At 55.9% G+C, this 18,033-nt stretch carries 19 protein-coding genes and 1 other annotated feature; of the genes, 11 read left to right on the plus strand and 8 right to left on the minus strand.

Features of this window, described 5'->3' with window-relative positions; genetic code table 11:
* Positions 1-168 precede the first annotated feature (168 nt).
* The 3 genes from GVJ63_RS17140 to GVJ63_RS17150 are packed head-to-tail and all read left to right on the plus strand — an operon-like array spanning position 169 to position 2,567.
* The gene (locus GVJ63_RS17140) at positions 169-837 is read left to right on the plus strand and encodes a metal ABC transporter ATP-binding protein (RefSeq protein ID WP_033766689.1); all 669 of its coding nucleotides are present in this window, start codon (positions 169-171) and stop codon (positions 835-837) included.
* Entirely contained in the window at positions 834-1,673 is an 840-nt protein-coding gene (locus GVJ63_RS17145; RefSeq protein ID WP_159227156.1) for a metal ABC transporter permease, read from the plus strand. Before GVJ63_RS17140 ends, GVJ63_RS17145 begins: the two co-directional genes overlap by 4 nt.
* Positions 1,674-1,688: 15 nt before the next feature.
* Positions 1,689-2,567 carry a metal ABC transporter substrate-binding protein gene (locus tag GVJ63_RS17150; RefSeq protein ID WP_010255893.1) on the plus strand — a complete coding sequence of 293 codons (879 nt, stop codon included), beginning with the start codon at positions 1,689-1,691 and terminating at the stop codon, positions 2,565-2,567.
* 45 nt (positions 2,568-2,612) lie between these two features.
* Here GVJ63_RS17150 and ykgO read toward each other — a convergent pair whose 3' ends face one another.
* From ykgO to GVJ63_RS17170, 4 genes are all read right to left on the minus strand, one after another.
* The gene (gene ykgO / locus GVJ63_RS17155) at positions 2,613-2,753 is read right to left on the minus strand and encodes a type B 50S ribosomal protein L36 (protein WP_010255896.1); all 141 of its coding nucleotides are present in this window, start codon (positions 2,751-2,753) and stop codon (positions 2,613-2,615) included.
* An 11-nt stretch (positions 2,754-2,764) separates the two neighbouring features.
* A complete protein-coding gene (locus GVJ63_RS17160) occupies positions 2,765-3,019 on the minus strand; it encodes a type B 50S ribosomal protein L31 (protein WP_010671219.1) in 255 nt (84 codons plus the stop codon).
* Positions 3,020-3,180: 161 nt separating this feature from the next.
* Positions 3,181-6,336 (minus strand): multidrug efflux RND transporter permease subunit AcrB, encoded by a 3,156-nt coding sequence (locus GVJ63_RS17165; RefSeq protein ID WP_010255902.1) that lies wholly within the window; start codon positions 6,334-6,336, stop codon positions 3,181-3,183.
* Positions 6,337-6,352: 16 nt separating this feature from the next.
* Positions 6,353-7,546 (minus strand): efflux RND transporter periplasmic adaptor subunit, encoded by a 1,194-nt coding sequence (locus GVJ63_RS17170; RefSeq protein WP_010255904.1) that lies wholly within the window; start codon positions 7,544-7,546, stop codon positions 6,353-6,355.
* Positions 7,547-7,688: 142 nt separating this feature from the next.
* Here GVJ63_RS17170 and acrR point away from each other — a divergent pair, with 142 nt between their 5' ends.
* On the plus strand, positions 7,689-8,327 hold the full coding sequence (gene acrR, locus GVJ63_RS17175; protein ID WP_010255906.1) for a multidrug efflux transporter transcriptional repressor AcrR: 639 nt from the start codon (positions 7,689-7,691) through the stop codon (positions 8,325-8,327).
* Here acrR and rsmS read toward each other — a convergent pair.
* Genes rsmS through priC form a run of 3 tightly spaced genes read right to left on the minus strand, consistent with a single transcriptional unit; the run spans position 8,324 to position 9,309 of the window.
* Positions 8,324-8,476 carry a pleiotropic regulatory protein RsmS gene (gene rsmS / locus GVJ63_RS17180; RefSeq protein WP_010255907.1) on the minus strand — a complete coding sequence of 51 codons (153 nt, stop codon included), beginning with the start codon at positions 8,474-8,476 and terminating at the stop codon, positions 8,324-8,326. The two genes, acrR and rsmS, sit on opposite strands and share 4 nt — an antisense overlap.
* 8 nt (positions 8,477-8,484) lie before the next feature.
* Entirely contained in the window at positions 8,485-8,730 is a 246-nt protein-coding gene (locus GVJ63_RS17185) for a hypothetical protein (protein WP_159227157.1), read from the minus strand.
* 57 nt (positions 8,731-8,787) lie between these two features.
* Complete coding sequence (gene priC / locus GVJ63_RS17190; protein ID WP_010671220.1) at positions 8,788-9,309, minus strand: primosomal replication protein PriC; 522 nt, start codon at positions 9,307-9,309, stop codon at positions 8,788-8,790.
* A 57-nt stretch (positions 9,310-9,366) separates the two neighbouring features.
* On the opposite strand from priC, the gene GVJ63_RS17195 reads away from it, so the two are divergent.
* From GVJ63_RS17195 to htpG, 6 genes are all read left to right on the plus strand, one after another.
* A complete protein-coding gene (locus GVJ63_RS17195; RefSeq protein ID WP_010255914.1) occupies positions 9,367-9,756 on the plus strand; it encodes a DUF454 family protein in 390 nt (129 codons plus the stop codon).
* A 144-nt stretch (positions 9,757-9,900) separates the two neighbouring features.
* The gene (gene apt, locus GVJ63_RS17200) at positions 9,901-10,452 is read left to right on the plus strand and encodes an adenine phosphoribosyltransferase (RefSeq protein WP_010671221.1); all 552 of its coding nucleotides are present in this window, start codon (positions 9,901-9,903) and stop codon (positions 10,450-10,452) included.
* A 158-nt stretch (positions 10,453-10,610) separates the two neighbouring features.
* A complete protein-coding gene (gene dnaX, locus GVJ63_RS17205) occupies positions 10,611-12,707 on the plus strand; it encodes a DNA polymerase III subunit gamma/tau (protein WP_158149507.1) in 2,097 nt (698 codons plus the stop codon).
* Positions 12,049-12,110 (plus strand) — a sequence feature (DnaX frameshifting element). It overlaps the preceding gene by 62 nt.
* Positions 12,708-12,762: 55 nt before the next feature.
* Complete coding sequence (locus GVJ63_RS17210; RefSeq protein ID WP_003850423.1) at positions 12,763-13,095, plus strand: YbaB/EbfC family nucleoid-associated protein; 333 nt, start codon at positions 12,763-12,765, stop codon at positions 13,093-13,095.
* The gene (gene recR, locus GVJ63_RS17215; protein ID WP_003850420.1) at positions 13,095-13,700 is read left to right on the plus strand and encodes a recombination mediator RecR; all 606 of its coding nucleotides are present in this window, start codon (positions 13,095-13,097) and stop codon (positions 13,698-13,700) included. Before GVJ63_RS17210 ends, recR begins: the two co-directional genes overlap by 1 nt.
* 97 nt (positions 13,701-13,797) lie before the next feature.
* On the plus strand, positions 13,798-15,672 hold the full coding sequence (gene htpG / locus GVJ63_RS17220; protein ID WP_029519428.1) for a molecular chaperone HtpG: 1,875 nt from the start codon (positions 13,798-13,800) through the stop codon (positions 15,670-15,672).
* Between the two features lie 357 nt (positions 15,673-16,029).
* Here htpG and GVJ63_RS17225 read toward each other — a convergent pair whose 3' ends face one another.
* Positions 16,030-16,899, minus strand: coding sequence for a LysR substrate-binding domain-containing protein (locus GVJ63_RS17225; RefSeq protein ID WP_159227158.1), 870 nt, complete (start codon positions 16,897-16,899; stop codon positions 16,030-16,032).
* A 186-nt stretch (positions 16,900-17,085) separates the two neighbouring features.
* Between GVJ63_RS17225 and GVJ63_RS17230 the strand changes: the two genes are divergently transcribed.
* Positions 17,086-17,946, plus strand: coding sequence for a DUF6024 family protein (locus GVJ63_RS17230; protein ID WP_033756787.1), 861 nt, complete (start codon positions 17,086-17,088; stop codon positions 17,944-17,946).
* Positions 17,947-18,033: the final 87 nt, after the last annotated feature.

Below are 18,033 nucleotides of genomic sequence, written 5' to 3' on the forward strand. Positions count from 1 at the left end.
ATCCCACATTCAACAGAGAGCAACATCAGGTATCTTTACTGTTATGTTATAACATTATGGTGAAGTAATGCGTCAGAGTGGACTACTTATGTCACTGGGCGGGCGGCTGGGAGTAGTACTGCTATTTATCACGCTGCTTGCTGTGGCAATAAAATGGGGGATCAGCACATGATCCTGTTTAACGCACTTCGCGCGGGCTACCAGGGACAGGTTGTGACCCCGGCTATTACCGGCCAGCTCGCAGCAGGCTCGATGACTGCGCTGGTCGGCGCGAACGGTAGCGGCAAATCAACCCTGTTAAAAACCATTGCTGGCTTACTGCCACCGATAGCCGGGCGCTGCGAGCTGCAGGTTGCACGCCGGGATATCGGCTGGTTGCCGCAGCGCACCGAACTTGAGACCCGCTTTCCCCTGACGGTATTTGAACTGGTCTCTATTGGCTGCTGGCCACGCTGCGGCTGGTTTGGCGGCATTAACCGGATACTGCGTCGGGAGATCTGGCAGGCGCTGGAAGCGGTTCAGATGAGTGATTATGCGGATGCGCAGCCCGCGACGTTATCCGGTGGACAACTGCAGCGGGTATTGTTTGCGCGGCTGATGCTGCAGCGCAGCCAGCTCTGGCTTCTGGATGAGCCATTTAACGGCATTGACAGCCAGACGGTGACGCTACTGATGTCGATCCTTGAGCAGCAACAGCAGGCCGGAACAACCCTGCTGGTGGTGCTGCACGATCGTCCGCTGGTGGCGCGCTACTTCAGTAACGTGATGTCGATGGATGAACGTGAGGTTAACTGCACCTGCCTGCCTGCTTCCTCTCTGGGGAGTCGTGCGCCGTGACCCTGATTCAACCCTTTATTGAGTTTGGTTTTATGCGACGCGCGCTGGTGGCCTGTCTGGCGCTGGCCGTCAGCGCCACGCCGCTCGGGGTATTCCTCTCCCTGCGACGTATGAGCCTGATTGGCGATGCCTTATCACACGCGGTGCTGCCCGGTGCCGCCATTGGCTATCTGATCTCCGGATTGTCACTGGTCGCGATGGGTGTTGGCGGCCTGATCGCTGGTTTAGCCGTGGCGCTGCTCTCTGGCGCGGTCAGTCGCTACACGCCGCTGAAAGAGGATGCCAGTTTTGCCGGGTTCTATCTGGGTTCACTGGCGCTGGGCGTCACGCTGGTTTCATTACGCGGCTCAAGTGTGGATCTGCTGCACGTTCTGTTTGGCTCGCTGCTGGCGGTAGACAACGCAGCGCTGTTGCTGGTGGGCGGCATCGCTGCCTTTACGCTGATTCTGCTGGCGGTGATCTATCGTCCGCTGGTCATCGATGCATTTGACGGCGACTTCCTGCGTGCGCAGGGAAAATGGAACGCGCCGCTGGTGCATGGTCTGTTTTTAATGCTGGTGGTGCTGAATCTGGTGGCGGGTTTTCAGGTGCTGGGCACCCTGATGTCAGTGGGTTTAATGATGTTGCCCGCCGCCAGCGCCCGCTTCTGGAGTCGCCATCTCGCCGCGATGCTGGTTATCGCCATTTTCATGGCAATGATTTCGTCGCTGGCCGGGCTGATGCTCTCCTGGCACTTCTCATTGCCGGCGGGTCCCGCTGTGGTGCTGAGCGCCGCCATGCTGTTTTTTTTCTCCATTCTTACAGGGCCGTGCGGCGGAATTTTACGCCGCCATTAATCTTAAGGGGTATCTATGAAAAAATTACCGGTTAGCCTGGCGCTCGCTGCGCTGTTTGCCACGCCTCTGGCGATGGCCAAAACGGTGGATGTCGTGGCGAGCTTTACCGTGCTGGCTGACATCGTTAAGCAGGTCGGCGGCGATCATGTAAAGGTTAAAAGCCTGGTGGGGCCGAATGGCGATCCTCATACTTTTGAACCGACACCGCAGGACAGTCAGGCGCTGGCGAAGGCCGATCTGGTGTTTGTCAGCGGACTGGGACTGGAAGGGTGGATGGATCGGCTGGTCAGCGCCTCAGGGTATCGGGGTCAGCCCGTTGTCGCTTCAACCGGTGTCACCACCCGCAGCATGGAGGAGGAGGGTAAAACCGTTACCGATCCTCACGCCTGGAACAGCATGCAGAACGGCGTTATCTACGCGACCAACGTGATGAATGCGCTGGTCAAAGCCGATCCTGAAGATGCTCCGGCCATTCGTCAGCGTGGACAGAATTACATTCAGCAACTGCAGGCGCTGGATCGCTGGGCAAAAACCGCCTTTGACGCTGTGCCAGCTGATAAGCGTAAAGTGCTGACCAGTCACGATGCGTTTGGTTACTTTGGACAGCGATATGGCGTGACTTTCCTGGCGCCGGTAGGGTTCTCTACTGAGGCGGAAGCGAGTGCCAGCAACGTGGGTAATTTAATCACCCAACTGAAGCAGCAGCACATCAATCGCTATTTCATTGAGAACCAGACCGACCCGCGTCTGGTAAAACAGATTGCCAGCGCCACCGGGGCAGAGCCGGGTGGTGAGCTCTATCCGGAAGCGTTATCCACGGCCTCTGGCCCGGCAGCCACCTATCAGGCGGCTTTTAAACACAACGTGAATGCGATGCTGAAGAGCATGCACTAAGCATAAAAAAGGCCGGGCAAGCCCGGCCAGTCATCACGACACAAACTAGCGTTTTTTCTTTCTTCCCTGTACTGCTTTAAACCGCGGGTTCGATTTACAGATCACGTAAATACGGCCTTTGCGGCGGACCACTTTACAATCCCGATGGCGATTTTTTGCTGAACGAAGCGAGCTTAATACCTGCATGATCCTCTCCTCTATTTCTTTCCAAGAAAGCGCCCGAAACGCTGGTTAAAGCGCGCGGTGCTGCCCTCTTTGGCAAAATCTTTCTGTTTGCCGGTGTAGAACACATGTGAGGCAGACGACACATCCAGGGTGACGTAGGGCAGCGTTTCGCCTTCGAACTCCACAGTGCGATCGGTTTTGATGGTTGATCCGATTTTGAACCAGACATCAGCCGATGTGTCATGGAAGACCACGTGACGATAGTGAGGATGAATATTCGCTTTCATAATGCACACCTATGTAATGTTATACTATAACAATATTATGCGATGCACAGGCCAGGATTGCAACTGTCCATGAGACAGGAAAAGCAAGGGGGCAGGAAAGGAGAAGGGCAGAATCGCAGGCATAAAAAAGGCCGCTTGCGCGGCCTCAGATGATTTACAGCTTAGTGAGTCTGGTTATGCTCAACCGGATGACTGTTCGCTGACTCTTCTTTTTTCTTGCCAAAGCGGCGGCGTACCACCACAAAGAACACAGGAACGAAGAAGATCGCCAGTATGGTCGCGGTGACCATACCACCGATAACACCGGTACCTACGGCGTTTTGCGAACCGGAACCGGCACCGGTACTGATCGCCAGCGGCAGTACCCCGAGAATAAACGCCAGTGACGTCATCAGGATAGGACGCAGACGCATACGGCACGCTTCCAGCGCAGCTTCAATCAGCCCTTTACCCTCTTTATCCATCAAATCTTTAGCAAATTCGACGATAAGGATGGCGTTCTTGGTGGAGAGGCCGATGGTTGTCAGTAACCCCACTACGAAGTAGACGTCATTACTCAGGCCACGCAGGGTGGTAAAGATCAGTGCACCAATGACCCCGAGCGGGACAACCAGCATAACCGAGAATGGAATCGACCAGCTCTCGTACAGTGCGGCGAGACACAGGAAGACCACAATCAGCGAGATGGCATAGAGCGCAGGGGCCTGGTTACCTGACAAGCGTTCCTGATAGGACATACCGGTCCAGTCATAGCCGATACCGGCAGGCAGTTTCGCCGCCAGCTCTTCCATCAGGTCCATTGCCGCACCCGAGCTTTTGCCTGGCGCAGCCTGTCCCAGGATTTCCATCGCAGGCAGACCGTTGTAACGCTCAAGGCGCGGTGAGCCATATTGCCATTTCGCTGACGAGAAGGCAGAGAAGGGCACCATGGTTCCGCTGCTGTTGCGCACGTACCATTTACCAATGTCGTCCGGCAGCATGCGGGCGTCCGCTTTACCCATGACGTAAACTTTCTTCACGCGACCGCGGTCAATGAAGTCATTGACGTAGGAACCGCCCCAGGAAGCCGCCAGCGTGGTGTTGATATCACTCAGTGATACGCCCAGCGCCTGTGCTTTCTCTTGATCGATCGTCAGCTTGTACTGCGGGGTATCTTCCATCCCGTTAGGACGGACGCCAACCAGCGTATCAGGATGCTGCGCAATCATGCCGAACAGCTGATTACGCGCTTCCGTCAGCTTATCGTGGCCAAGGTTATTCTGGTCGATCAGCTCAAAGTCGAAGCCGGTCGCGTTACCCAGTTCAATAATGGCTGGCAGGTTGAAAGGAATGACCATTGCATCTTTGATCGCGCCCAGCGCCTGCATGGCACGGCCAGCAATCGCCGGTACTTTCATGTCGCTGCCGGTACGCTCATCCCACGGCTTGAGACTGACGAAGGCGATACCGGTGTTCTGTCCACGACCGGCAAAGCCGAAGCCGTTAACGGTAAACACCGATTTAACCGTGTCTTTCTCCTGGGTCAGGAAGTAATCCGTCACTTGGTCCAGCACTTTCTGCGTACGCTCCTGGGTTGCACCAGCAGGCAGCTGCGCCTGAGCCAGCAGCAGACCCTGATCCTCTTCCGGTAAGAATGAAGAGGGCAGTCGCACAAACAGAAACGCCATACCGACCACGATCACCAGATAGATCACCATATAGCGACCCGTACTGCGAACCATGTGACCCACACCATCCACATAGTGGTTGGTGCTTTTGTCGAACATGCGGTTGAACCAGCCGAAGAAACCGGTGGTTTTACCGTGCTCGCCTTTTTTAATCGGTTTGAGCATGGTGGCACAGAGTGCCGGCGTCAGAATAAAGGCGACCAGCACCGACAGCGCCATTGCCGAAACGATAGTGATGGAGAACTGACGGTAGATAACACCGGTCGAACCACCAAAGAACGCCATTGGAATAAATACGGCAGCCAGCACCAGTGCGATACCGACCAGTGCGCCCTGGATCTGCTCCATAGAACGCTTAGTCGCTTCTTTTGGCGGTAATCCCTCTTCCGCCATTACGCGCTCAACGTTCTCGACCACCACGATGGCGTCATCCACCAGCAAGCCGATGGCCAGCACCATCCCGAACATCGTCAGGGTGTTTATCGAATAGCCAAAAGCGCTGATAACGGCAAACGTACCCAGCAATACCACAGGGACCGCGATGGTAGGAATGAGCGTGGCGCGGAAGTTCTGCAGAAACAGATACATGACCAGGAACACCAGCACGATCGCTTCGATCAGCGTTTTCACCACTTCGAAAATCGAGATCTTAACGAAAGGCGTGGTGTCATACGGATAGACCACTTTCAAACCGGCCGGGAACGTCGGCTGCAATTTGGCCAGTTCTTCTTTCACCGCATTGGCGGTATCCAGCGCATTCGCACCGGTGGCCAGCTTGATACCGATACCGGACGCAGGCTTGCCGTTATAACGGGCAACGATCTCGTAGTTTTCCGCGCCAAGTTCAATCCTTGCCACATCACGCAGACGAACCTGAGAACCATCTTCATTCACTTTCAGCAGGATTTTGCCGAATTCATCGGTTGAGGTGAGACGGGTTTGCGCAATGATAGAGGCGTTAAGCTGCTGTCCCGGAACCGGAGGCGTACCGCCCAACTGACCGGCAGCAACCTGGGTGTTCTGCGTATTCAGGGCGCTGATAACATCAACCGGCGTCAGGTTGTAGTTGTTCAGCTTGTGCGGATCCATCCAGATACGCATCGCGTACTGCGCACCAAATACCTGGGTATCACCCACGCCTTTGGTACGGCTGATCGGGTCTTTGATGGACGATGAAATAAAGTCAGAAATATCATTCTGCGTCATATTGTCATCGTCGCTGATGAAGCCCGCTACCATCAGGAAGCTACTGGAAGATTTCTTAACCTGAATCCCCTGTTGCTGTACTTCCTGCGGTAACAGCGGCGTCGCCAGCTGCAGTTTGTTCTGCACCTGAACCTGCGCGATATCGGCATCTGTTCCTGACTCAAAGGAGATCGTCAGGGTCAGCGTACCGGATGAGTCGCTGCTTGAGGACATATACATCAGTCCATCAATGCCGTTCATATTTTGTTCGATGACCTGGGTCACCGAGTCCTGCAGCGTTTTAGCATCTGCACCAGGGTAGGTGGCCTGAATCTCAATCGCCGGCGGTGCAACATTGGGATATTGCTCAATCGGAAGTTTGAGAATCGATAGCGCACCGACCAGCATAATGATGATGGCGAGCACCCACGCAAAGATGGGCCGATCGATAAAGAACTTAGCCATGAATCAACGGCTCCTGTTATGACGATGACTTGTCAGACTGCGGCTTTGAATCGGGTGCCGCTTTCGCATCGTCTGAGACTTCTTGTGGGGTAACCTGTGCGCCCGGCTTGGCTCGCTGCAGACCCGTGCTGATCACACGTTCACCCGCTTTAACACCGTCGGTGACTAACCACTTGTCGCCAATCGCCTGAGAGGTGGTGACCTGACGAGCTTCCACTTTGTTATCTGCACCTACCACCATGACCGTTGCCTGACCCGTTGGGGTACGGGCTACCGCCTGTTGCGGAACCAGCAACGCATTAGGATTGGTACCTTCATCCAGACGAGCGCGAACAAACATACCCGGTAACAGCGCATGGTTCGGGTTCGGGACAATGGCGCGCAGGGTGATAGAACCCGTGGTTTCATCAACGGTAACGTCAGAGAACTCCAGCGTACCTGTCTGTGGATAGCTGTTGCCGTTCTGCATCAGCAGGGTCACGTTGGCTTTGCCATCGTTCTGCTTCAGCTGACCCGACTCCAGTTCTGAACGTAAGCGCATGAAATCTTCGCTCGACTGGGTGACGTCGACATACATCGGGTCAAGTTGCTGCACAGTGGCCAGAGCGGTGGTTTGTGCGTTTTGTACCAGCGCACCTTCCGTTACTGACGATTTGCCGATGCGGCCACTGATAGGCGAGGTGACTTTGGTATAAGCCAGGTTAATGCGGGCCGTTTCTACATTGGCTTTTGCTACCTGAACCGCAGCATCGTTTTGCGCGGCCGTGGCAACGGCGGTGTCGTAATCCTGCTGACTGATATATTTGGTGCCGAGTAAAGGCTTATAACGTTTGACTGTCAGCTGAGCGATGCGAGCATTGGCCTGCGCCTGAGTTAAATCACCTTTGGCGCTGTCATAGGCAGCCTGATAGGTAGCAGGATCGATCTGATAAAGAGACTGACCCGCTTTGACATCGCTGCCTTCAACAAAGTTACGCTTCAGAATGATACCGGAAACCTGCGGACGGACTTCGGCGACACGATATGCCGAGGTGCGGCCAGGTAATTCAGTCGAGATTTTCAGGGGTTCAGTTTTCAGTGTTACAACCCCCACTGCTGGCGGTTGCTGGGCGGCTTGTTCGGATTTATTGTTGTCACATCCTGTTAACAAAAAGCTGCCTGATAGCATCAGGACGGCCGCCAGAGGCGATAATCCTCTGATTTTATTCATAAATAAACCTCTAGTGTCCGATATCAATTGGTCAATGGATCACAAACTGAAAAACCCATTGCTGTGTCAAGTCGCAGGTCATGCTATGGTACATACATTCGCAAATGTATGTAAACTTACCTGTTTGTAAAAAAAGCCCCTTATGGCACGAAAAACCAAAGCGCAAGCACTTGAAACGCGACATCAAATTCTTGATGCCGCCATTGTTCTGTTTTCGCAGCAGGGCGTTTCAGCCACTTCTCTGGCGGATATTGCAACCGCTGCCAGCGTCACGCGAGGGGCCATCTACTGGCACTTCAAAAATAAAGCCGATGTATTACATGAAATATGGCTTCGTTGTGATGCTGGTCTGGACGATGTGGAACTTGAGTATCAGACAAAATACCCTGGCGATCCACTCTCTGTGTTGCGAGCGATGCTGGTCTATATCTTTGACGCGACAGCAAAGGATCCGCAGCGCCGCGCCTTGATGGAGATCATTTTCCACAAATGTGAATTTGTGGGCGAAATGTCGGCGCTGAAGAATATGCAGCAGAGCTTACTGCTGGAATGCTACGACAAAATTGAAGATGTGCTGCGCCAGTGTATCGAAGCCGGACAACTTCCGGGCAGTCTCAGCACGCGTCAGGCCGCTCTTATCCTGCGCGGTTACGTCAACGGTATGATGGAAAGCTGGCTGTTTGCTCCGGACAGTTTTGATTTAGCCGGAGACGCGCCGACGCTGGTCAATGCCTTTATCGATATGCTGCGCCTCAGTCCGACGCTGACTGCCCACCACTAAGCCGATGGGCGATCACGCTTGTTTTCGAAATCGCGCTGCACCATGGCCAGCGCTGAAAGCACGGTTTCTACCGGCAGTTGATGCTCTTCCAGTAGTTGAATCAGATCAACTGCCAGTTTGACGTCGTCAGGGGCATTTTCCAGTGACATCTCTTCTCCTAAATACGTAGTCGGGCCGCGACCAGCAGCATCACTAATGCACCGAGAATCGCCACGCCCAGTGCGCCAATATGCAGCGTTGCCAGGGTGCCCAGTTCAAAATAGGAGGCGATATAGCCGCCAATCAGTGCACCGATCATCGACAGCGTCAGGGTAGCAACCAGGCCGCCCGGTGGTCCCGGCATCAGCAGACGCTTCAGCAACCCCAGCAGTAAACCGCTTAACAGCCACACAAGTAAAGCCATGGTTCTTCTCCGCGCCGAATCACACCCAGTATAGGAGCGCTTTTGTCACGCTGCGCTTTATTCGCTGCCGCGCAACGAAGAGGCCCATTCGACAGAGCGAATCGCCTGCCGACAGCGTGCCAGTCGCTGCTCTAACGTTTCCAGATCCTGTTTCAGCTGATGCTGTACCGCCAGCGTTTCGGCCAGCGCCAGGCGCTGCTCACGCTGATCGATCATTGCCAGTAAACGCCGTTCAAATTCACGGTACTCCTGATATTTTGCGGCGCGTGGGTTCCTGATGGGCTGTTCGCGTCGGGTACGCAGCTGTTGCGTACTCGCCTCGCGTTGCAGGGCGGCAATCTGATCGACCAGGCGTTCAGCCAGCCACGCACTACGGGCCAGATCGTGGCTGCTGTCGCACAGCCGGGCAAAATTCTGTTCCACTTCCAGCAGGTAATCAGCCAGCCGCGTGCCTTTGGTGCGAAACAGCTGAGTATCAAAACGTGGCAGACGGCAAACCCCATCTGAATGGCAGGCGAGTTCCTGCCGCAGGGCGATAAGGAGCTGTTGCAGACGCTGTTGTATGGCGATCGCACTCATCGCGTGACGCTCAATTGTGCTAACGTACGCTGATGAGGAAAGAGTTGGGCGGCATTCATGCAACGCATTCTGTTATTAACCCTCGGCTGGCTGGCGATTGTGCTGGGGACGCTGGGCATTGTATTACCTTTATTACCTACCACGCCATTCATGCTGCTGGCGGCCTGGTGTTTTGCCCGTTCATCGCCGCGTTTTCATCACTGGCTGCTGTGGAAATCGCCATTTGGCCGCTATCTGCGTCACTGGCAGCAGCATCGCGCGATGCCGCCAGGGGCTAAAGTACGCGCTATCTGCCTGATCGTCGCCACCTTTAGTCTCTCACTCTTCCTGGTGCATCAGCTCTGGGTACGCATCATGCTGCTGATCATGCTGGCGGCGCTGCTGCTGTTTATGTGGCGTATTCCGGTGGTGGCAGAAGCAGCGGACGCACCGCCGCCGCCGCGATAAAGTTGCATTTAGCCGGTCATTTGCTTAGATTTGGGCGTCTTCGTGCGTGGCTTCCCTTTGTGAATTGACTTCCGCTGAGCCTGTTATCAGGTATTAGCGCTTTTGAAGCTGCGCGAAACAGAATTTTTTACCAGGCGTATCATTATGACCGACACTGCGCAGCAGCTTGAATTCATTAAAAACAGCATTAAAAGCATTCCCGATTATCCTAAGCCAGGCATCCTGTTCCGCGATGTCACCAGCCTGCTGGAAGATCCCAAAGCCTATGCCGCGTCGATTGCGCTGCTGGTTGAGCGTTACCGTAATAAAGGCATCACTAAGGTGGTGGGGACGGAAGCGCGTGGTTTCCTGTTTGGTGCACCGGTGGCGTTAGGCCTCGGCGTCGGTTTTGTTCCGGTGCGTAAGCCCGGCAAACTGCCCCGTGAAGTCTACAGCGAATCCTATGAGCTGGAGTACGGCACCGATAAGCTGGAATTGCACAAAGATGCCATCCAGCCAGGCGATCTGGTGCTGGTGGTTGACGATCTGCTGGCGACCGGCGGGACGATTGAAGCGACTGTTAAACTGATTCGTCGTGCAGGCGGTGAAGTTAAAGACGCGGCCTTCATTATTAACCTGTTCGATCTGACCGGAGAAACGCGTCTTAATGCCATGGGCGTTGAGAGCTACAGCTTGGTTAAATTCCCCGGCCACTAAGCCACTCTTTCGGCCTTGCCATCCGGCGAGGCCGTCACGCCTTCGGCGTCAAGATAACGAGTGCCAGCCAAAAGCGTAGCTGATAGACTACTGCAATCTTATACAGGGGTTGCAGAGCGTCTGCGCTCATCTTTCCATCCAACTTCGTCGAACTCCACATGAGCTATCAGGTACTTGCGCGAAAATGGCGTCCCCAGGCTTTTGCTGATGTTGTCGGTCAGGAACATGTTCTGACGGCGCTGGCGAATGGATTGTCTCTGGGACGCATCCATCATGCTTATCTCTTCTCCGGCACCCGCGGAGTAGGGAAAACCACTATTGCGCGTCTGCTGGCCAAAGGCCTTAACTGCGAAACCGGTATCACTGCCACCCCCTGTGGTCAGTGTGATAACTGCCGTGAAATTGAGCAGGGCCGCTTTGTCGATCTGATTGAGATTGACGCCGCATCGCGTACCAAAGTTGAAGATACCCGCGATCTGCTCGACAACGTGCAGTACGCCCCGGCGCGTGGCCGCTTCAAAGTCTATCTGATCGATGAAGTGCATATGCTGTCGCGTCACAGCTTCAATGCGCTGTTAAAGACGCTGGAAGAGCCCCCTTCACACGTTAAATTCCTGCTGGCGACCACCGATCCGCAGAAACTGCCGGTGACCATTCTCTCGCGCTGCCTGCAGTTCCACCTCAAAGCGCTGGATGTGGATCAAATCCGTCAGCAGCTTGAGCATGTTCTGAAGCAGGAACAGATTGAGAGTGAAACCCGGGCGCTACAGCTGCTGGCGCGGGCTGCCGATGGCAGTATGCGTGATGCGCTGAGCCTTACCGACCAGGCCATTGCCATGGGGCAGGGCGCGGTGACCAGCAGTACGGTCAGCGTCATGCTCGGCACGCTGGACGATGAACAGCCGCTGGGGCTGCTGGAAGCGCTGGTCGACGGTGACGGTCAGCAGGTGATGAGCCTGTTGAGCCAGGCCGCGTCACGGGGTGTGGAATGGGAAGCGCTGCTGGTAGAAATGCTGCGCCTGCTGCACCAGATTGCGATGGTGCAATTGCTGCCGACCTCGCTTAATGACGATGATGAGAGTAACGCCCTTCGCTTGCGTGAACTGGCGCGGGTGGTGCCGCCCGCCGATCTGCAACTCTATTATCAGACCCTGCTGATGGGCCGCAAGGATCTGCCGATTGCGCCCGATCGTCGCATGGGTGTGGAGATGACGCTGCTGCGTGCACTGGCGTTTCATCCTAAAGCTGCCGTGGCTGAACCCATTGCGCGTCCCGCATTAACTCAGCAGACGGCGCCTGTCGCCCCTGCGCAGACGTCACCGGCAGCATCCGGCCCATCGTCGTTAGCACGGCAACCGGCAGCACAGCCAGCCTCACCGTCACCTGCCGCTACGCCGCCGTCGCACACCGCGTCGCCCGTCGCGCAGCAGACTCAACAGCAGATGCCGGAGCAGACGCAGCAGCAGGTTGCCGCTCAGCCGCAGATGGCCGCGCCCGATGCTGCACCGCAGCATTCGCCGTCGCCAGATGCCGCACCTGACACCGCACTCTCCAGTTCCACCAGTCAGCTCCTGCAGGCGCGCACTCAGTTGTTGCGTCAGGGAGCGAACAAGCCAAAAAAGCGTGAGCCGGCAGCGCCAGGTGCGCGGCCGGCCAACTCCGCGCTGGAGCGGCTGGCCTCGGTCACCGAGCGCAGTCAGCAGCGTATCCGCGATCGCGAGCCTGCCGCCCCGGTAAAAGAGGAAGCGTACCGCTGGAAAGCGGTTAATCAGCCGGTGGAAGTGGCGGAGCCGGTGGCGACGCCAAAGGCCTTGCGTTCTGCGCTGGAGCATGAGAAAACCCCTGAGCTGGCGGCGCGTCTGGCCGAAGAAGCGCAGCAGCGCGATCCCTGGGCCGCAGAGATTGCGATCCTGCCGCTGCCGAAACTGGTGCAGCAGCTGGCGTTAAATGCCTGGAAAGAGACCACCGAAACTGGGGTCTGCCTGCATTTGCGTAGCAGCCAGCGTCACCTTAATTCACCGTCGGCGCAGCAGGTATTAAGCGATGCGCTGAGTCAGCATGCCGGGCAGAGAGTTGAACTCTCGGTAGTTGAAGACGATAATTCATCGGTGTTGACGCCACTTGAATGGCGTCAGGCCATTTACGAAGAGAAACTGGCGCAGGCGCGTCAGTCGATCACCTGTGATACCCACATCCAGACGCTGCAGCGCTTTTTTGATGCCGATCTGGATGAGGAGAGTATCCGACCTGTTTGAACACGCTGCTGCTATCTTAACGATAGCGTTGTAGCCTCAGCTGAGAGAGAAAACTATGTTTGGTGGTAAAGGCGGATTGGGCAACCTGATGAAACAGGCCCAGCAGATGCAGGACAAAATGGCCAAGGTTCAGGAAGAGATTGCCGCGATTGAAGTGACCGGTGAGTCTGGTGCTGGCCTGGTAAAAGTCACCATTAACGGCGCGCACAACTGCCGTCGCGTGGAAGTCGATCCCAGCCTGCTGGAAGATGACAAAGATATGCTGGAAGATCTGATTGCAGCCGCGTTCAACGATGCGGCACGTCGCATTGATGAAACCCAGAAAGAGAAGATGGCTTCTGTCTCTTCAGGCATGCAACTGCCACCAGGCTTTAAGATGCCGTTCTGATGCAAACCAGTCCACTGCTTGAATCTTTGATGGAGTCGCTGCGCTGTCTGCCTGGCGTTGGGCCGAAGTCGGCGCAGCGCATGGCGTTTCAGCTGCTGCAGCGCGATCGCAGCGGTGGCATGCGGCTGGCGCAGGCGCTGACCCGGGCGATGTCGGAGATCGGACACTGCGCCGATTGCCGGACATTTACCGAGCAGGAAATTTGCACCATCTGCGCCAATCCACGGCGTCAGCAGAATGGTCAAATCTGCGTGGTGGAAAGCCCGGCGGATATTCACGCCATTGAGCAAACCGGCCAGTTTGGCGGTCGCTACTTTGTGCTGATGGGACATCTCTCGCCGCTCGACGGCATCGGTCCGGCTGATATTGGCCTGGATCGTCTGGAGCAGCGACTGGAGAGTGAAACCCTGCAGGAAGTGATCCTCGCCACCAACCCGACGGTGGAAGGCGAGGCGACCGCGAACTACATCGCGGAACTCTGTGGTCAGTATGGCGTCGACGCCAGCCGTATCGCGCACGGCGTGCCGGTGGGCGGTGAGCTGGAGATGGTTGATGGCACCACGCTGTCCCATTCACTGGCGGGCCGCCAGAAGTTTAAATTTTAATCACTTGCCGGTGTTGTGACAGACACCGGCTTGAAAATCTCCCTGTCACCCCCACATCAACCTCAACGTTTGTTCAACCTGTTTTGTTGAGGTAGCAATGACCATGAAAGGACAAGAGACCCGTGGCTTTCAGTCGGAAGTAAAACAACTTCTGCACCTGATGATCCATTCTCTCTATTCAAACAAAGAAATTTTCCTGCGTGAGCTGATCTCCAACGCCTCGGATGCGGCAGACAAACTGCGCTTCCGTGCCCTGTCAGATTCCAGCCTGTATGAAGGTGATGGCGAGCTGCATGTTCGTCTCTCTGTTGATAAGGACAACCGTACCATTACGCTCAGCGACAACGGTATCGGTATGCGTCGCGATGAGGTCATTGAGAACCTCGGGACTATCGCCAAGTCAGGCACCAAATCCTTCCTTGAATCGCTGGGCTCCGATCAGGCGAAAGATAGCCAGCTGATTGGTCAGTTCGGTGTCGGTTTCTATTCTGCATTCATCGTGGCGGATAAAGTCACTGTGCGTACCCGTGCCGCGGGCGCGTCAGCCGAAGAAGGCGTGTTCTGGGAATCCGCAGGCGAGGGCGAATATACCCTGGCTGAGATTGAGAAAGCCGATCGCGGTACCGAGATCACCCTGCATCTGCGCGAAGGCGAGGATGAGTTCCTGGATGCATGGCGCGTGCGCAACATCATCAGCAAATATTCCGATCACATCGCGCTGCCGGTTGAGATCGAAAGCAAAGATGAAGAAGGCGAAGGGACACACTGGGAGAAGATTAACAAAGCCCAGGCGCTGTGGACCCGCAACAAATCTGAGATCAGCGACGAAGAGTACAACGAGTTCTACAAGCATATCGCCCACGATTACAGCGATCCGGTCGCCTGGAGCCACAATCGGGTGGAAGGTAAGCAGGAATATACCAGCCTGCTCTACATTCCGGCGCGTGCGCCATTTGATATGTGGAACCGCGATCAGAAACATGGCCTGAAACTCTACGTACAGCGCGTCTTTATCATGGATGACGCTGAGCAGTTTATGCCGAACTATCTGCGCTTTGTGCGTGGCCTGATTGACTCCAACGATCTGCCTCTGAACGTCTCCCGTGAGATCCTGCAGGATAGCCGCGTGACCCAGAGTCTGCGCGCCGCGCTGACGAAGCGTACCCTGCAGATGCTGGAAAAACTGGCGAAAGATGACAACGAGAAATACCAGACCTTCTGGAATGAGTTTGGTCTGGTGCTGAAAGAGGGCCCGGCGGAAGATCACGCTAACCAGGAGACGATCGCTAAGCTGCTGCGTTTCGCCACTACCCAGAGCGAAGGTTCAGCACAGACCATTTCGCTGGAAGATTACGTCAGCCGCATGGTGGAAGGTCAGGAGAAGATTTACTACATCACCGCTGACAGCTATGCCGCCGCGAAGAGCAGCCCGCATCTGGAACTGTTCCGCAAAAAAGGCATTGAGGTGCTGCTGCTCTCCGATCGCATCGACGAATGGATGATGAGCTATCTCACTGAGTTCGATGGTAAAACCTTCCAGTCAGTCAGCAAAGCGGATGAATCGCTGAGCAAGCTGGCGGATGAAGAGACCGAAGAGCAGAAAGAGGCGGAAAAAGCGCTGGAGCCTTTTGTTGAGCGGGTGAAAACTCTGTTGGGCGAACGTGTGAAAGAGGTGCGTCTGACGCATCGCCTGACCGATACTCCGGCGATTGTCACCACCGACGCAAACGAGATGACCACGCAGATGGCGAAGCTGTTTGCCGCGGCCGGACAGGAAGTGCCGGAAGTGAAGTACCTGTTCGAAATCAACCCGGATCATCCGCTGGTGAAACGTGTTGCGGATACGCAGGATGAAGCACGCTTCGGTGAGTGGATTGAGCTGCTGCTGGATCAGGCCTTGCTGGCCGAGCGCGGCACGCTGGACGATCCTAACCAGTTTATCCGCCGCATGAACCAGTTGCTGACCGCATAATGGTAACAGGCCGGTGGTTTTCACCGGCCTGAAGTTGCAGCTACGATGCTGGCTCAGGGAGCATACGCCCTCCGCAAAGACGCAAAAAGCCGCCATCCCTGGCGGGCTCAGCGCGGGCGATTACGCACCTCATCCTGAGGTGCGCCCGTTGCCGGGCCAACGCTTTGCGTTGTTCAAAAACGCTCCCGGCGTTTTTGTCCATGGCCCGCGATGCTTTGCTCCAGGCGTATGCTCCCATCGCATTGACTCTGATGCCGTCTGTCTGAATCAGTCAGCGCTGATTGTGAGCGGGATTTCAGGGTTAAAAAGCAGTAAATTTGTCAGCTGTCTGAAGCCGGTGACCCTCACCGGCTTTTTTTATGGTTTTGCGGCATCCTGCAGCCAGTCGCGAAACAGGCTGATCTCCGTATCGTGCCGACGGCTCTGTTTTGTCATCATCCATGTGGCCCGCTCGACGCGTACAAAGCCAAGCGGCGCAAGCAGCGTGCCATCCTCCAGCTCTTTGCGTACCAGCAAACGCGGTGCCATCAGGACGCCAAGACCACTTCGTGCGGCCTGAATCCCCAGTGTCAGACTCTCAAAATGCTTTCCGCCGTTAAAGCGGCCGCTGACCCCAGCTTTGTCCGCCCACTCTGACCAGGCGTGCAGCCGGGTATCCGCATGCAGCAGGGGCATCGCGGCCAGATCCTCGCCGACCCGCAGTTGCGAAGCAAAGTGAGGTGCGCAGAGCGGCCCAATCTCATCCTCGCTGACCAGCGTGGCGTCTATGTCAGATTCAGGGGGCTCGCCGTGACTGAGGATCAGTACATCCACATGTTCACTGCGCAGTTGCGAGATCTGCGTCAGCGGCTGGAAGTGAACCTCAATCTCCGGATAGCGTTGATAAAAACTGGCGATACGGGGAATCAGCCATTGCGACAAAAAACTGGGGGCGCAGGAGACCCGAATCTGCTGAAGCAGCCCGGTACGAATGCTTTCGCAGCTGCTGCGCAACTCACTGAACGCCTGCTGACAGCTCAGCAGCAGACGTTCACCGTGTGAGGTCAGTTTCACGCGGCCATGGCTGCGGACAAAAAGTGGTTTGCCCATCCAGCTCTCCAGCTGGCGAATCTGATGGCTGATGGCGCTGTGCGTAACATGCAGATGTTCAGCCGCCACGCTAAAACTGCTGTGTAAGGCTGCCTGGTGAAAATAGTGCAGCGCTCTCAGTGGCGGCAGTCTGTTCATCCTCTTCCCCTGTGCAAAAATCTAACAGGGATTGTCAATTTATATCATTTTAAAGTCCAGCCGCATTGACCTACTCTGTAGGGCAAATTCTGGCGGGTTGACTCAGCCTTATATCTGTGATTTTTCAGGGTATTCCGCCTCGCTTAACCAGCGTTCACGCCGCACACTCCCCGAAGCGAGACAACCATGGCACACCGCTCTTTATCCTCTGAAACTTCAGCAGAGGCGCGCCATCGGTTACGCCTGGCGCTCTCACGTTTTTACCGGCTGGAGCAGTTCGATCTCTTCTTCGCGCCCTCGCTGCATGTGGCGCAGGTCCTTCTTTCTCAGCTCTTTCTGCGGCAGGAGCAGGCGCGCAATCAGCACCGTTACGCCTCGCACTTTCCGGTAACCGAACTCAACATCCTGCCAGCAGTTCCGCTGATCGCGGGCAGCATCATGCTGGTACCGCATGTCGAATTGCCCAATGGCCGCGTGCGTCCGCTGCGGGATTGCCAGAACCAGGGTGTGACGGAGGCGAGCGAGAGTTTTGCCAGCGTGCTGCATCAGAAACTGATCGACGAAGCCCATCTGTTTGTCACCCGACTGGATCGCCACGCCGAGATCTGCAGCGATCTGGTGCTGGTGGCGTTGCGGACACATGACTTCAGTACGCTGGTGCGCAGCGAACTGCGGCTTTTCGAACAGGGGCTGACCCTGACCGCCACGCATGAGGCACTGCGCCGCTTCGACGATCCGCACTGGCGACCTTACAATGCCGCCACCGTCGATGCGCTCTCCCTGTCAGACCCGCTGCCGCTGAACTCCTGCCATCAGCCCGGTTTGCCGTTTGCCAGCTTTAATGTCCCGGCCTCCGTGATCACAACGCTGTCAGATGCGGAAGATGTGGTGAAATGGCCGCAGCAGGCGCGGCTGCTGCTGAATGCTAACGTGCGCGGCAGCGGCAAAAAAAGCGTGAATATGACCCATCATCTGAGCCGACGACTGCAATTCCTGCTCGGCTCAGGCGGTAAATCTGAAAAAGCGTCCGGCAGGCCAGGCGGGTAGGGGGCAGGGCCAAAAAGCGACTCAGGTCGCCCTGCGCGATCCGCGCCCTTCCTTGTGATGAGCGGGTCATAATGGTATGTTCTTTCG

This window comes from Pantoea sp. 18059, assembly GCF_902706165.1.
GTDB lineage: Bacteria > Pseudomonadota > Gammaproteobacteria > Enterobacterales > Enterobacteriaceae > Pantoea > Pantoea agglomerans.